Source organism: Streptomyces sp. JJ66, from assembly GCF_019303495.1.
GTDB lineage: Bacteria > Actinomycetota > Actinomycetes > Streptomycetales > Streptomycetaceae > Streptomyces.
This window is the reverse complement of the sequence record NZ_JAEVFI010000007.1, coordinates 102,048-116,139: the sequence shown is the minus strand read 5'-3', so window position 1 is coordinate 116,139 and position 14,092 is coordinate 102,048. Positions and strand designations below refer to the sequence as shown.

General features: G+C 72.2%; 13 protein-coding genes. 5 read left to right on the top strand and 8 right to left on the bottom strand.

Going from position 1 to position 14,092, the window contains the following annotated elements; all coding sequences use genetic code 11:
* Positions 1 to 32: 32 nt before the first annotated feature.
* Positions 33 to 302, bottom strand: coding sequence for a hypothetical protein (locus JJV70_RS07385; protein WP_219046924.1), 270 nt, complete (start codon positions 300 to 302; stop codon positions 33 to 35).
* 138 nt (positions 303 to 440) lie between these two features.
* On the opposite strand from JJV70_RS07385, the gene JJV70_RS07380 reads away from it, so the two are divergent.
* The 3 genes from JJV70_RS07380 (at position 441) to JJV70_RS07370 (ending at position 3,760) form a co-directional block, all read left to right on the top strand.
* Positions 441 to 767, top strand: a complete 327-nt coding sequence (locus JJV70_RS07380; RefSeq protein WP_257573546.1) for a hypothetical protein — start codon at positions 441 to 443, stop codon at positions 765 to 767.
* Positions 768 to 1,224: 457 nt separating this feature from the next.
* Positions 1,225 to 2,010, top strand: a complete 786-nt coding sequence (locus tag JJV70_RS07375) for a hypothetical protein (protein ID WP_219046923.1) — start codon at positions 1,225 to 1,227, stop codon at positions 2,008 to 2,010.
* Between the two features lie 484 nt (positions 2,011 to 2,494).
* Positions 2,495 to 3,760 (top strand): Ig-like domain-containing protein, encoded by a 1,266-nt coding sequence (locus JJV70_RS07370; RefSeq protein WP_219046969.1) that lies wholly within the window; start codon positions 2,495 to 2,497, stop codon positions 3,758 to 3,760.
* 94 nt (positions 3,761 to 3,854) lie between these two features.
* On the opposite strand, the gene JJV70_RS07365 is transcribed toward JJV70_RS07370, so the two are convergent.
* The 7 genes from JJV70_RS07365 to hypA form a co-directional block, all read right to left on the bottom strand.
* Complete coding sequence (locus JJV70_RS07365) at positions 3,855 to 4,397, bottom strand: type 1 glutamine amidotransferase domain-containing protein (protein WP_219046968.1); 543 nt, start codon at positions 4,395 to 4,397, stop codon at positions 3,855 to 3,857.
* A 161-nt stretch (positions 4,398 to 4,558) separates the two neighbouring features.
* Entirely contained in the window at positions 4,559 to 5,635 is a 1,077-nt protein-coding gene (hypE, locus tag JJV70_RS07360) for a hydrogenase expression/formation protein HypE (protein ID WP_219046922.1), read from the bottom strand.
* On the bottom strand, positions 5,628 to 6,836 hold the full coding sequence (gene hypD, locus JJV70_RS07355; RefSeq protein WP_219046921.1) for a hydrogenase formation protein HypD: 1,209 nt from the start codon (positions 6,834 to 6,836) through the stop codon (positions 5,628 to 5,630). Before hypD ends, hypE begins: the two co-directional genes overlap by 8 nt.
* On the bottom strand, positions 6,833 to 7,204 hold the full coding sequence (gene hypC, locus JJV70_RS07350) for a HypC/HybG/HupF family hydrogenase formation chaperone (protein ID WP_219046920.1): 372 nt from the start codon (positions 7,202 to 7,204) through the stop codon (positions 6,833 to 6,835). Before hypC ends, hypD begins: the two co-directional genes overlap by 4 nt.
* A 5-nt stretch (positions 7,205 to 7,209) precedes the next feature.
* Complete coding sequence (hypF, locus tag JJV70_RS07345) at positions 7,210 to 9,774, bottom strand: carbamoyltransferase HypF (protein WP_219046919.1); 2,565 nt, start codon at positions 9,772 to 9,774, stop codon at positions 7,210 to 7,212.
* Positions 9,775 to 9,802: 28 nt separating this feature from the next.
* Positions 9,803 to 10,723 carry a hydrogenase nickel incorporation protein HypB gene (gene hypB, locus JJV70_RS07340; protein ID WP_219046918.1) on the bottom strand — a complete coding sequence of 307 codons (921 nt, stop codon included), beginning with the start codon at positions 10,721 to 10,723 and terminating at the stop codon, positions 9,803 to 9,805.
* Positions 10,723 to 11,082: a hydrogenase maturation nickel metallochaperone HypA gene (hypA, locus tag JJV70_RS07335; RefSeq protein WP_219046917.1), complete on the bottom strand. Its 360-nt coding sequence runs from the start codon at positions 11,080 to 11,082 to the stop codon at positions 10,723 to 10,725. The genes hypB and hypA overlap by 1 nt, the downstream gene beginning before the upstream one ends.
* A gap of 166 nt (positions 11,083 to 11,248) precedes the next feature.
* Between hypA and JJV70_RS07330 the strand changes: the two genes are divergently transcribed.
* Together JJV70_RS07330 and JJV70_RS07325 are read left to right on the top strand one after the other, a co-directional pair.
* Entirely contained in the window at positions 11,249 to 12,931 is a 1,683-nt protein-coding gene (locus tag JJV70_RS07330; protein ID WP_219046916.1) for an enoyl-CoA hydratase-related protein, read from the top strand.
* 81 nt (positions 12,932 to 13,012) lie between these two features.
* Positions 13,013 to 14,068, top strand: a complete 1,056-nt coding sequence (locus JJV70_RS07325) for a hydrogenase expression protein HypE (protein ID WP_219046967.1) — start codon at positions 13,013 to 13,015, stop codon at positions 14,066 to 14,068.
* Positions 14,069 to 14,092 lie beyond the last annotated feature (24 nt).

Here is a 14,092-nt window from a genome sequence, read left to right as displayed (position 1 = left end):
CGGCGTGGCCGAAGGAGCGGAGACCCGGGGCGTCACGCCCGCGCGCGGCGGTTCGCGTGCACAAGCAGGCCCGCGCCCGCCGCGAGGAACGTGACGCCGCCGCCGACGTACGGCGCGCTGTCGAAACTGCCGGTGTCCGCCAGCTGGAGGTCGGCCGCTTCCGCTGGCGCAGCCGTGTCCGGTACCGAAGCGGAAGCCGGTACCGCCTCGCCGGAGGCGTTCGCGGACGGTACGAACCACAGGGCGAACAACAGCCCGCCCGCCACGGCCGAGGTCACCAGGGGACGGCGGGAAACGGCCACGCGGGCCTCCTTGACAGTCATGCACGGTGGTGGGGGGAAGGGCGTCGAACAGGTGAAACACCCGTGTGCAGGCTGATGTTAGCCACGGCGGCGGGTCGTGGGGAAGCCCGGTCGGCGCCCGCGTCTACGCTCCCGGACATGAGCGCACATCCCCCGCCCCGCTACGTCCGGCTGCACGTGGAACTGGTGCTGGAGATCGCCGATCCGGAACGGCTCGCCGGGGCCGCGGGGGAACACGTCGCCGCCGACGAGTACATGCCCGACGAGGAGCGCCGCCTCGCCGCGCGGGCCGTAGCGGAGGACACCGCGGAGGCCATCGCCTACCTGGTGGACCCGATCGACATGGTCAGCGCCGTCCCCGGCGTCGAACTGGCCCAGGCGTCATGGAGCAGCGAACAAATCGACTACGACCCGGAGCACGACCTGTGGCTCCCCGAGAACCAGAGCGTCGCACCGCACGAGTGATCGGCCTGTGCCCGCCCTCTGTGCACCCCGATGAGGCACAGAGGGCGGGCCCAGGCGACGTGATGGGCTACCGGCATCACCGGAACTTCGTTGCGTGGGCACGGCCCTCCGGGATGCCGCCCCGTGACCCCGCCGACTCCTGACCCTTCCCGCCATTGAAATCACCCGTGGAAAATCCACACTCGGTACCTAGTCGCGTGTTGTAGAGTGACGGAGACCTTCGTCAGCCGCAGCTCACTGACCAGAGTTGCGTTGCCGACGATCGATGGTTCATTTTTCGGGGGCTTTCATCCTGAAGGCCAGGTGCGGGGAGCAGCTTTGGGTATCGTGCTTTTCGCTCTTCAGTCGCCCATGCCGGAGGTAGCCAAAAGTGTTTCTGCGGCCTGATGTGAAGCGTAAGCTATTTTCTGCCAGATTTCGGGGTTCCCGACAGGGCATAGCGGCGGCCGTAGCCACGATGGTCCTGCTGGCTGCTTGTGCAGCGCCTTCGGAAGCGGAACACATAGCCGATGAGCTGGAAAAATTTCGCGTCGGTGGCGCGTACAGTCCAACTTATCCGCATGATGGGAATCCCGTAAGTGATGTTTCAGCCATGTACTTTGCGGCGGCGCTCGCTGATTCCGTGGGCCGAGCGGAGGGAATGATCCCTGTTGGTGAGGTAAAGGAACACGCGAAAAGCGATCCTGGTTGCGATGAGGTCCTCTTCGTAGCCGCTACGTTGCACATCCTCAGAGAGTCCGGTCTGGCCATCGAGGAGAAAGCCGCTTCCTGTACTTTGGTGTGGCTGAAGGAGCAGGGGGTGACAAAAGCGAACGCGGAAGGCGTCGAATTTTCTCTCCAAATGCTAGAACGTTTGGGGTACGCGGACGATATTCCCCCGTTGCAGGCCGAACTCTTCGAGGTGAAGAACCGGGCAGATCGTTACCACGCGTGGCAGACTATCGCCCTGAGTCCTTACCTGAGCAATGAAGAAGAAGCACGGTCTCACTTCAAGAAGCAAATCTCGGAAGCAGGCGACTTTCTTGATTCTGTGTCCGTGGAGAGTGATGCGTCGCTGGGTGAGGTAGTTGCTGCTTCCCGGGTTGTAGAGCGGGATGGAAACCCCGAAGGCGTCAAGGAGTGGCTGGGGCAGGTACGTGGCTGCGGCGAGGTGAAGGCTTTGTATCGGCCTACCCTGTCCGCGCCGGGGTGCACGCTGAAGGACACTTGGACGGCGCTCATGAGCGGGATAACCCCACCATGAAGAAAGTTTCCCCCCAGAGCGTCGTCGCGTGGGTGACGGGCCGCCCGAGGAGCGTGCCCGTGACCCGATGTGACCGCTGGCCCGCCACGCGTCGGTAGCCCTTGCCCCCGGGGACACGGAGGGCGGCGCAGGGTAGGTCGGGCGGGACGCGGCAAGGCGCCACGCAGGCCGACGGCTAGAAGCCCCGCCAGGCACATCAACCACAGCAGTCACCACAGGCCCACCAGTCACAGCAGGCACCGCATCGGCATAGCGGGCGGGTGGCCGGGCACGTATGGGGGCCGTAGGGAAAATCCGTGACGACGAAGGGGAACCGCACCGGGAGCAGCAAGCGTGTTCTATCCCACAGTTGGTCTGATGGTGGAACGTGTCACAGCTCCCCCGCGTCTCCTTACGTACAACTGTGATGTCACATGCCCGGATTGTCCGGGCTGCCCGTCACCCGGCGTCACGGGGGCACAGGGGAGTCATGGGCTCGAAGCGTATGGAGAAGCGTGTGAAGACGGCCAGCAACCGCCGCAGGGGAATCGCGGTGTCGGCTGCACTGCTCAGCAGTGCTCTTGTGCTCAGCGCCTGCAGCGATGACAGCGGCGGCGCTGAGGGACCGGGCAAGAGCGAGCCGTCCGCGTCGGCGGACGGGCAGAACAACGAGCCGGACGCCCAGTCGGCCGCGCACATATCGATCACGCCCCAGCACGGCACGGAGAACGCGGGGATCAACAACGACGCCAAGGTGTCCGTGAAGAGTGGCAAGATCACCGAGGTCACGATGACGGCCACCGCGGACGGCACCGAGGTCGAGGGCGAGATATCCGCCGACGGCCGGACGTGGACGCCCAGCTCGCAGCTGGAGCGGGCCACCGAGTACCGCGTCGTCGCCAAGGCGGAGGACGAGCGGGGGCTGGAGACGTCGGAGAACTCCACGTTCTCCACGGTCTCGCCCGAGAACAGCTTCATCGGCTACTTCACGCCCGAGGACGGCAGCACGGTCGGCGTGGGCATGCCGGTTTCGATCAACTTCGACAAGGTGATCGAGAACAAGGCCGAGGTCCAGTCGGCGATCGAGGTCAACTCCACCGGTGGTCAGGAGATCGTGGGCCACTGGTTCGGTGACAAGCGGATCGACTTCCGCCCGAAGGAGTACTGGAAGTCGGGTTCGGAGGTCACCGTCAAGCTGGGTCTGGACGGTGTCGAGGGCTCCGAGGGCGTCACCGGCGTCCAGAGCAAGAGCTTCAGCTTCGAGATCGGCCGCTCCCAGGTCAGCACCGTGGACGTCAAGAACCACACCATGAAGGTCGTGCGCGACGGGAAGCAGATCAAGGACATCCCGATCTCCGCGGGCAGCAAGGAGAACCCCACCTACAACGGCAAGATGGTGATCTCCGAGAAGCACAAGGAGACCCGGATGAACGGCGCCACCGTCGGCTTCACGGATGACGACGGCGAGGGTGAGTACGACATCCCGGACGTGCCGCACGCGATGCGCCTGTCCACCTCCGGCACCTTCATCCACGGCAACTACTGGGGCGCGCCCTTCGGCGAGGGCAACACCAGCCACGGCTGCGTCGGTCTGAAGGACGTCAAGGGCGCGGACGACAAGTCCACCGACGGTTACTGGTTCTTCGAGAACTCGCTCGTCGGTGACGTGGTGGAGGTGGTGAACTCCCCGGACCGGGAGATCGCCGCTGACAACGGCCTCAACGGCTGGAACATGGCGTGGGACGAGTGGGTGGCCGGTTCGGCGGTCTGATCACCGTCTGACGCCTGCCCCCGGCATACCCAGCGAGGCGCCCCGGACCACACGGTCCGGGGCGCCTCGCTGTGGGGTGCCGGAACGCCGCCCGTTACGAGGAGACCTTCTGGAACTCCGGGACGAAGGTGTCGCAGAACGCCCGCAGATCGTCCGGCTTGCGGCTGGTGATCAGCGTGTTCGGGCCGGCCGCGCACAGCACCACCTGCTCGTCCACCCACTCGGCGCCCGCGTTGCGCAGGTCGGTTCGCAGGCTGGGCCAGGACGTCAGGCGCCGTCCGCGTACGACGTCGGCCTCCACCAGCGTCCACGGCGCGTGGCAGATCGCCGCGACGGGCTTGCCGCGCTCGAAGAACCCCTTGACGAACGAGACGGACTCCGCGTCCATCCGCAGGGCGTCGGGGTTCGCGACGCCGCCGGGGAGGACGAGGCCGTCGTACTCCTCCATGCCGGCCTGGCCGACCTCCTGGTCCACGGGGAAGGTGTCGGCCGCCTCCAAGTGGTGGAAGGCTTGCACCGATCCGCCCTTGGGGGCGAGCAGGCGCGGGGTGCCGCCGGCCTCGGTCACCGCCTTCCAGGGCTCGGTCAGCTCGACCTGTTCGATGCCTTCCTGTGCGACGAGAAACGCGACGCGCACGTCGTTCACGTCCTTCCTTGTGGGATGTGGTCAGCGAACGTTCTTCGGGTGCCCACCCTGCGGGGTGCTATGCCCGACGCGGCGTCGGGCATCGGCGTCGGGCTCAGCTTGGACCGGGCCGGGTGCTGTCACCGGGCGGGCTCCGGCGCACGGCAGCGGCGTCAGCAGATACGGGGGAGCTGTTCGCCCAGCGGCAGGTCCACGACGCGGGTGCCGCCCAGGGTGGTGCGGGCGACGACCATGCCGGGGTGTTCGGCCACGCATGCCCCGATGACCGCCGCGCCCGCGCCCTGGGGGTGCTCGCGCATGGCGGCCAGCACCGCGTCGGCCTCGGCGCGCGGGACGAACGCCAGCAGGCGCCCCTCGTTGGCGACGTAGAGCGGGTCGAGGCCGAGGAAGCCGCAGGCGGCGGACACCGCGTCCGGGACGGGCACGTCACGCTCGGTGAGGACGACGCCGGTGCCCGAGGCGGTGGCGATCTCGTTGAGTGACGCCGCCACCCCGCCCCGCGTCGGGTCGCGCAGCACGTGCACCTCACGGGTGACGCCGAGCATCGCCGCGACCAGGCCGCCCAAGGGCGCCGTGTCGCTGACGATCTCCTCGGCGCCGAACTCCAGCCCCTCGCGCCTGCTCATGATCGCGATGCCGTGCAGCCCGATCGGCCCGCTGACGATCACCACGTCACCCGGCCGCGCACGCTGCGGGCGGATGTCCACCCCGTCGGGGACGAGGCCGATGCCGGAGGTGTTGACGTAGACGCCGTCGCCGTGGCCGGAGTCCACGACCTTGGTGTCACCGGTGGCGACGGTGACCCCCGCGGCCGAGGCGGCGGCCCCGATCGCCCCGGCCACCTTCCCGACCACCGACAGCTCCACACCCTCCTCCAGGATGAACGCGCACGACAGGTAGGCCGCGCGGGCGCCGCTCATCGCCAGGTCGTTGACGGTGCCGTTGACCGCGAGGTCCCCGATGCTGCCCCCGGGGAAGAACAGCGGGCGCACCACGTAGGAGTCGGTGGAGAACGCCAGCCGCGCGCCGCCGAGTGTGAGCGCGGCGCTGTCGCCGAGCCCGGCCAGCGTCTCGTTGCCGTAGGCGGGCGCGAACAGGTGCTCCATCAGCTCGGCGGACAGCGCCCCGCCGCCGCCGTGTCCGAGCACGACGGTGGGGTGGTCGCGCAGCGGCGCGGGGCAGGTCCACGCGACGGGGTCCACCACCGCGGGCGTCGTCGGCTCAGGCACGGAAAGTCGCCTCCTCCAGGGCGGGGGCGGGTGCTCCGGTGGCGTCCGGGGCTAGCGGGGCGGCCGAAGCGGCTGTGGCCTCCGGGGCGTCCGGGGCCTCCGGGGCGGGTGGGGTCTGGAGTCGGCGGTAGAGGAAGTACGCCGCGCAGGCGCCCTCGCTGGAGACCATCGTCGCGCCCAGCGGCGAGCGCGGCGTGCACGTCGTGCCGAACGCCTCGCACGCGTGCGGCTTGATCAGCCCCCGCAGCACCTCGCCGCTGCGGCAGGCGGCGGGTTCGGCGGTGTGCACATCGCCGACGTCGAAGCGGTGCTCGGCGTCGTAGGCGCGGAAGGCGGGGGACAGCCGCCAGCCGCTGTCCGGGATCAGGCCGATGCCGCGCCAGGAGCGGTCGGTGACCTCGAAGACCTCCTCGATGCGCGCCAGCGCCGCCGCGTTGCCCGCCTCCCGCACGGCGCGCGGGTAGGCGTTCTCCACCCGGTGTTCGCCACGCTCCAGTTGGCGCACGGCGCGGCGCACCCCCTCCAGGATGTCCAGCGGCTCGAACCCGGTGACGACCATCGGCACCCGGTACCGCTCGGCCAGCTGGGGGTACTCGGCGGTGCCCATCACGCTGCACACGTGCCCGGCCGCGAGGAACGCCTGCACCCGGCAGTCCGGCGCCCGCATGATCGCCTCGACGGCGGGCGGCACGCGCACGTGCGAGACGAGCAGGCTGAAGTTGCCGATGCCCAGGCGCCGCGCCTCGTGCACGGTCATGGCGTTGGCCGGGGCCGTCGTCTCGAAGCCGATGCCGAAGAACACCACCTCGCGGTCGGGGTGGCGGCGGGCGAGGTCGAGCGCGTCCATCGGCGAGTACACCACCCGCACGTCGCCGCCGGAGCTGCGCACCCGGAACAGGTCGCGCTCGGAGCCGGGGACGCGGAGCATGTCACCGAACGAGCAGAAGATCACCTCGGGCCGGGACGCGATCTCCAGCGCCTTGTCGATCATCTCCAGCGGGGTGACGCACACCGGGCAGCCGGGGCCGTGGATCAGCTCCAGGGAGTCCGGTAGCAGTTGGTCGATGCCGTGCCGGATGATCGAGTGCGTCTGGCCGCCGCACACTTCCATCAGTGCCCACGGCCGGGTGACCGTGGCGTGGATGTCGTCCAGCAGCCGCCGGGCGAGCGCGGGGTCGTGGAACTCGTCGATGTACTTCACCGGGCACCTTCCTCCAGCACGGGTTCCTCGGACGCGGGGGACGCCGGGGACGCGGACCGGCTCTCCCCGGGTGGGGACGCCGCCGGGTTGGCCGCGCCCGCCTCGGTGGCCGCCCGGCCCCAGGCGTCACCGAACTCCTCCTCCAGCAGGCCGAGTTGTTCGAACAGGGCGAGGGAGGCGCGGGCGGACTCCTCGTCCAGCCGCTGGAGCGCGAAACCGACGTGGACGATGACGTACTCGCCTACTTCCGCGTCCGGGACGTAGGCCAGGCACACGTCCTTCACGACGCCGCCGAAATCGACCCGCGCCATGGGCGTGCCGTCCCGTTCACTCGTCCCGACCACTTTGCCGGGCACCGCCAGACACATGGGCCTTACTCCGTTCGTCCGTGGGGGTCGCCAGCTGATGCGGCGTGCGCGGGGCGGGCGTGCGCGGCCACCAGGAGCTGGCCGAGCGCCAGACCGCCGTCCCCCGGGGGCACCTGGCCGTGCCGCAGCACCGTGAAACCGTGCGCGCGCAGGCCCTCCGCGCACGCCTCGTCCAGCAGCGCGTTGGCGAAGACGCCACCGGTGAGGGCGACGCTCGTCGCACCGCTGGCCTGCCGCGCGCGACGGCAGACGGTGACGACGGCCGAGGCGAGCGCCCGGTGGAAGCGGGCCGCCAGCACCGGGGCCGGGATACCGCGCCGCACGTCGTCGGCGAGCGTGGCGAGCAGCGGCGCCGGGTCGAGCACGTCCGGGCGCTCGCCCGCGCCCGCGCGCACCGCGAAGGTGTAGCCCGGGGGCGGCTCGGGTACGGGCCACGCCCGGGCGGCGGCGGCCTCCAGTTCGATCGCCGCCTGCGCCTCGTAGCCCGCGCGGTGGCACACGCCCACAAGCGAGGACACGGCGTCGAACAGGCGGCCCGTGGACGACGTGGGCACACAGGCGAGGTCGCGTTCCAGCTGCCGGGACAGCAGGCGCCGCTCGTCGGCCGGGCAGGCGGCGACGCACGGCAGCGCGGGGTCCCAGGCGACCCCGGCCGTACGCAGCCGGGCGAGCGCGGTGCGGTAGCAGTTGGCCACGCCCGCGTCGCCGCCGGGCAGCGGGGCGTACGCCAGGTGGGCCAGGCGGCGGTACCCGGCGTAGTCCGCCAGCAGCACTTCACCGCCCCACACCGCACCGTCCGCGCCGTACCCGGTGCCGTCGAAGGCGACGCCGATGACGGGCGCGGCGCCGTCCAGCCCGTGTTCGGCCAGCGCGGAGGCGACGTGCGCGTGATGGTGCCGCACCAGCCGCAGTTCCCGCCCGGCCGCGTGCCGCCGCGCCCAGCGGGTGGCCTGGTAGCCGGGGTGCGGGTCGGCGGCGAGCAGTTGTGGTGCGATGCCGGTGAGCGCGCGCAGCCGCTGTTCGGCGCGGGTGAAGGCGTCCAGCGTCGCGACGTCGCCCATGTCGCCGAGGTGCGCGGAGAAGAACGCCTGCTCACCCTCGGCCAGGCACAGCGTGTTCTTCAGGTCGCCGCCGACGGCCAGGGTGGGGCGGACGGTGATGGGCAGCGGCAGCGGGGTGGGCGCGTACCCGCGCGAGCGGCGCAGCACCAACTCGGTGCCGTCCGCGCGGACGCGCACCACCGAATCGTCGCACGGGGTGTCGATGCGGCGGTCGTGGCCGAGCCAGGCGTCGGCGAGACCGGCGAGGCGGGTCAGGGCGTCGGCGTCGTCGGTGACGATCGGCTCGCCCGAGCGGTTGCCGCTGGTCAGCACGAGCGTGCGGGGGCCGGGCGGATCACCGGGGAGGCCGAACAGGAGCTGGTGCAGCGGCGTGTAGGGCAGCAGGACGCCGACGTCCGGGCTGCCCGGGCACACCCCGTCGGCCAGTAGCCCCGGGCCGGGCGTGGCCAGGCGGCGCAGCAGCACGATGGGGCGGCGCGGGGCGGTCAGCACGGCCCGCTCGGCCGGGCTGACGTGGGCGAGGCGCGCCGCGGTGGCGGCGTCCGCGCACATCACGGCGAACGGCTTGTCACCGCGCGCCTTGCGGCGGCGCAGGGTGGCCACCGCGCGGGAGTTGGCGGCGTCGCAGGCCAGGTGGTAGCCGCCGACGCCCTTCACGGCGAGCACCGCGCCCTCGGCCAGCAGCAGCCGGGCGGCGGCCAGCGCCGGTGCGCCCTCGGCCGGACGCAGTCCGAGCCCGGCGGACGGGGTGAGCCGCAGCCGTGGGCCGCAGTCGTGGCAGGCGACGGGCTGGGCGTGGAAGCGGCGGTCCAGCGGGTCGGTGTACTCGGCGGCGCAGGCCGGGCACAGCGGGAAGACCGACATGGTGGTGGTCGCGCGGTCGTAGGGGAGCGCGGTGGCGATGGTGAAGCGGGGGCCGCAGTGGGTGCAGGTGATGAACGGGTGGCGGTGGCGGCGGTCGCCGGGGTCGGCCAGTTCGCGCAGGCAGTCGGCGCAGGTGGCGGTGTCCGGGGGGATCAGGGTGCGCTGTCCGGCGTCTTCGGTGGGGGCGGAGTCGGGCGCGGAGGTGCGGATGGTGAAGCCCGGCTCGCCGTCGCCGGTGGGAGTGAGGGGGGTGTGGGTGACCTCGCGGACGGCGGCCAGCGGCGGAGCCTGGGTGCGCAGCCGCCGGCAGAACTCCTCGACGGCGTCCGCCGGGCCCTCCACCTCGGCGATGACTCCGGCGGCGGAGTTGGAGACGTGGCCGGTGAGGGCGAGCCCGGTGGCCAGGCGGTGCGCGAACGGGCGGAAGCCGACCCCCTGGACGACGCCGCGCACGGTGACGCGGCGCCGCGTCCTGCCACCGCCGGACGCGGCGCCGTGGCGCACGGTGCTGCCGGACGCGGCGGTGCCGGACGTGGCGCCGCCGGACGCGGTGCAGTCGTGGGCAGCGCCGTCACGCCCGGCATCCGGGCTGGCGGTGCCGTGCGCGCCGCCGTCGGCCGCGTCCTGGGTGACCGCTTCTGTCATGGGTGAAGTCCGCTCGGTCCGCTCCGGCTCAGCCCTGGTGGCTCGGGTCCGTCACCCGTCCGGGTGCGGCCGGGGCGTTGAGCGTCCGGGTCAGCCCGTCCGCCTCCGCCTCGTCCGGCGTGTGGCCGTGCGTCCCGGGGCTGTCGTGGTCGTGGGCTCCGCGTGCCGGGGCGTGGTGGCCGTCGGCGTCGGGGCCGCCGTGGTCATGGCCGCCGGGGTCATGCCCGCCGGGGCCGTGGTCGTGGGCGTGGTGGGCCAGGTGCTGGGCGGCCAGCACGGGCTGGTGGGGCGTCACGCCGCTGCACGTGGCGAGCACGCGGTCCAGGAGCGGTTCGACGCCCTCTCCCGTGCGGGCGGAGGAGTGCACGATCTCGACGCCGGGGTTGACCTGCTCGACGTGGGCGGTGAAGGCGGGGAAGTCGAACTCCACGGCGTCGGCGAGGTCGGTCTTGGTGAGTACCACCAGGTGGGCGAGGCCGAAGGCGGTGGGGTACTTGACCGGCTTGTCCTCGCCCTCGGTGACCGACATCAGCACCACGCGCAGGGATTCGCCCAGGTCGTAGGAGGCGGGGCAGACCAGGTTGCCGACGTTCTCGATGAACAGCGCCCGTACGCCCGCCGGGAGCCAGTCGGTGAGGTGGGCGCGGACCTGCTCGCACTCCAGGTGGCACAGGCCGCCAGTGAGGACCTGCTGGACCGGGGCGCCGGAGCGGGCGAGGCGGCGGGCGTCGTTCTCGGTGGCGAGGTCGGCGGTGAGGGCGGCGGCGGCGAGGTGACGTTCACCGGCGCGGGTGAGCACGCGTTCCAGCAGCGCCGTCTTGCCGCTGCCGGGGCTGGACATGAGGTTGACGGCGGTGACGCCGCGCCCGGCCAGGTCGGCGCGGAGGCTGGCGGCGAGGCCGTCGTTCTTCGCCAGCACCGCGTGGCGCAGGTCAACGGTCCGGCACATCACGGGGTCACTCCTGAAGGTAGCGTTACGGCGGCCAGTTCCAGTTCCCGCCCGCTGACCAGTTCGGCGGCCGAGCCCTCGCAGCGGGGGCACCGCAGGTCGGGCGGGGAGCCGACGGGGAAGTCACCGGGGCAGGTGGCGCAGCGGGCGCGGGCGGGCACGTCCTCGATCTCCAGCGCAGCGCCTTCCAGCGCGGTCCCGGCGGCGGCGAGTTCGAAGGAGAAGCGCAGGGCGTCGGGGACGACGCCGGACAGCTCGCCGACGCGCAGCCGCACGGAGCCGACACAGGTGGCGCCGTGCCGCCGGGCGGCGGCCTCGGCGCTTTCGACGACGGCGGTGGCGATCGACAGTTCGTGCATCGGGTTCACGGTGGCATTCCGGGTGCCCGGGGAGGGGACGGCGCGGCCCTGGGGTGACGATTTCCCCCCGTGCGGCCGACACCGGGGCGTGGCGTGCGGCGGGCGGGGCGGGAGGGGGCGTCAGGATCGGCGGCCTGTCCTGATCCCCGTGCCCTGGGAGGTGGCCGTGCGCATCCTGCTTCTGGCGAGTGCCTTCAACAGCCTGACACAGCGGGTCTTCACCGAGCTGACCGACCGTCGGCACCGGGTGGCGGTCGAGCTGGCGGTGGACGGGTTCGCGGACGCGGTGCGGGCCCACGACCCCCAGCTGGTGATCGCGCCGATGCTGACGCGGGCCATCCCGCGCGAGGTGTGGTCGGCGTACCCGTGCCTGGTGGTGCACCCGGGACCGCCGGGTGACCGGGGTCCCTCGGCGCTGGACCGGGCGCTGCTGGACGGGGTCACCGAGTGGGGCGTGACGGTGTTGCAGGCCGAGGCGGAGCTGGACGGCGGGCCGGTGTGGGCGTCGGCGTCGTTTCCGGTGCCGCCGGGCGTGGGCAAGAGCGCGCTGTACCGGGGTGAGCTGGCGGACGCGGCGAGCGGGGCGGTGCTGGAGGCGGTGGAGCGGTTCGCGTCGGGAACGTACGTGCCGCGCCGGGCCGGTGCGGGGCGGTGGCGGCCCGTCGTGCGGCAGGAGGAGCGGCGCATCGACTGGGCGGCGGATTCCACCGAGGTGGTGCTGCGCAAGCTGCGGGCGGCGCACTCCCAGCCGGGCGTGCTGGACGGTGACTGGTACCTGCACGGGGGCTGCCGCGAGGACCGGCTGCGGGGCCGCCCGGGCCAGGTGCTGGCCACGCGGCACGGCGCGGTGTGCCGGGCGACGGCGGACGGGGCGGTGTGGATTCCCGAGGTGCGGCCCCGCCGGCGTCCGGGCGGGCCGCGCACGTTCCGGCGGGCGGCGGCGGAGCAGGTGGGGGCGGGGGCTCCGGAGGTGCCCGCGTCGCTGTGGTCACCGGCGCGGCGCGAGACCTACCGGGACATCTGGTACGCCGAGGAGGGGTCGGCGGGGTTCCTGCGGTGGTCCTTCCCCGGCGGGGCGATGAGCGCGGAGCAGTGCCGCAGGCTGCTGCAGGCGTACCGGTTCGCGTGTACCCGGCCGACGGACGTGCTGGTGCTGGGCGGCACCCGGGACTTCTTCTGCAACGGCATCCACCTGGGCGCGATCGAGGCGGCGGCCGATCCGGCGGCGGAGTCGTGGGCGACCATCCGGGCCATGGACGACCTGGTGGAGGCGGTGCTGACCACCGGGGACCGGCTGGTGGTGGCGGCGCTGGCCGGGAACGCGGCGGCTGGCGGTGTGATGCTGGCGCTGGCGGCCGACGAGGTGTGGTGCCGGGAAGGGGTGGTGCTCAACCCGCACTACCGGCTGATGGGGCTGTACGGGTCGGAGTTCTGGACGTACGTGCTGCCGCGCCGGGTGGGCGAGGCGGCGGCGCGCGAGCTGACGGAGCGCGCGCTGCCGGTGAGCGCGGCGGCGGCGCACCGGGCGGGGCTGGTGGACCGCCTGGTGCCGGTGCCGCCGGGCGGTTTCGGTGCCGAGGTCACCCGGCTGGCCGTACGGCTCACCGCGTCGGCGCAGCTGCCGGGCCGGATCGCGGCGAAGAAGGCGGCCCGGGAGCGGGACGAGGCGCACCGGCCGCTGGGGGCCTACCGGGAGGCGGAGCTGGCCCGGATGCGCCAGACGTTCTTCGACGCGGGCGCGCCGTACCACACCCTGCGCGCGGCCTTCGTGCGCAAGGCCCGGCCCGCGCGGACGCCCGAACACCTGGCCGGGTACACCGAACCCACCCCCCGCGTGTCCGATTTGTGAGCTTTTTCGCCGCGTGTCAGCCTGCACGAGGTGAGCGATCGGGACGGCAGCAGGGCGCTGGCGGCCGGGAAGGAAGGCGCGATGACCACCGAAACGGCCGCCCCCAGCGGCGTGGACGAGGTACACATCCTGTGGACCTCCGAAGGCATGAGCTGCGACGGCGACACCGTCTCGGTCACCGCCGCCTCCCTGCCCAGCCTGGAGGACGTCGTGCTGGGCGCGATCCCCGGCCTGCCCAAGGTGCACCTGCACAACAAGGTCCTCGCCTACGAGACGGGCGAGGACTTCCTGCACGCCTTCCACCAGGCGGCGCGCGGCGAGCTGGACGCGCCGTTCGTGCTGGTGGTCGAGGGGTCCATCCCCAACGAGAACATCAACGGCGAGGGCTACTGGACGTCGATGGGCAACGACCCGGACACCGGCGAGCCCCGCCCGCTGAACACCTGGCTGGACCTGCTGGCCCCCAAGGCGCTGGCCGTCGTCGCCATCGGCACCTGCGCCACCTACGGCGGCATCCACGCCATGGCGGGCAACCCCACCGGCTGCATGGGCCTGGCGGACTACCTGGGCTGGGACTTCCGCTCGGCTGGCGGCCTGCCGGTCATCAACGTCCCCGGCTGCCCCGTCCAGCCGGACAACTTCATGGAGACGCTGACCTGGCTGCTCTACCAGGCGGCCGGAATGGCGCCCACCATCCCGCTGGACGACCAGCTGCGCCCCACCTGGCTGTTCGGCAAGACCGTGCACGAGGGCTGCGACCGGGCCGCCTACTACGAGCAGGGCGACTTCGCCAAGGACTACAACTCGCCCAAGTGCCAGGTGAAGGTCGGCTGCTGGGGTCCGGTGGTCAACTGCAACGTCACCAAGCGCGGCTGGATGGACGGCATCGGCGGCTGCCCCAACGTCGGCGGCATCTGCATCGCCTGCACCATGCCGGGCTTCCCGGACAAGTTCATGCCGTTCATGGACGAGCCACCCGGCGGCAGCGTGTCCTCCGCGCTGCTGTCCTCCACCTACGGCCCCCTCGTGCGCTCCCTGCGCGCGATCACCAACCGCACCGCCAACCACGAACCCAAGTGGCGCCACAACCGCTCCGAGCTGACCTCCGGCTACGCACCGAGGTGGACCGGACGCTGATCCGCACGCCCCACGCCCCCAGGA

Excerpts from the sequence above, each read along its gene's own strand:
- JJV70_RS07375 (WP_219046923.1), top strand. The coding sequence starts at position 1,225 with ATGGTCCTGCTGGCTGCTTGTGCAGCGCCTTCGGAAGCGGAACACATA.
- JJV70_RS07380 (WP_257573546.1), top strand. The coding sequence starts at position 441 with ATGAGCGCACATCCCCCGCCCCGCTACGTCCGGCTGCACGTGGAACTG.
- JJV70_RS07325 (WP_219046967.1), top strand. The coding sequence starts at position 13,013 with ATGACCACCGAAACGGCCGCCCCCAGCGGCGTGGACGAGGTACACATC.
- hypB (WP_219046918.1), bottom strand. The coding sequence starts at position 10,723 with ATGTGCCGGACCGTTGACCTGCGCCACGCGGTGCTGGCGAAGAACGAC.
- hypF (WP_219046919.1), bottom strand. The coding sequence starts at position 9,774 with ATGACAGAAGCGGTCACCCAGGACGCGGCCGACGGCGGCGCGCACGGC.
- hypA (WP_219046917.1), bottom strand. The coding sequence starts at position 11,082 with ATGCACGAACTGTCGATCGCCACCGCCGTCGTCGAAAGCGCCGAGGCC.
- hypC (WP_219046920.1), bottom strand. The coding sequence starts at position 7,204 with ATGTGTCTGGCGGTGCCCGGCAAAGTGGTCGGGACGAGTGAACGGGAC.
- JJV70_RS07370 (WP_219046969.1), top strand. The coding sequence starts at position 2,495 with ATGGAGAAGCGTGTGAAGACGGCCAGCAACCGCCGCAGGGGAATCGCG.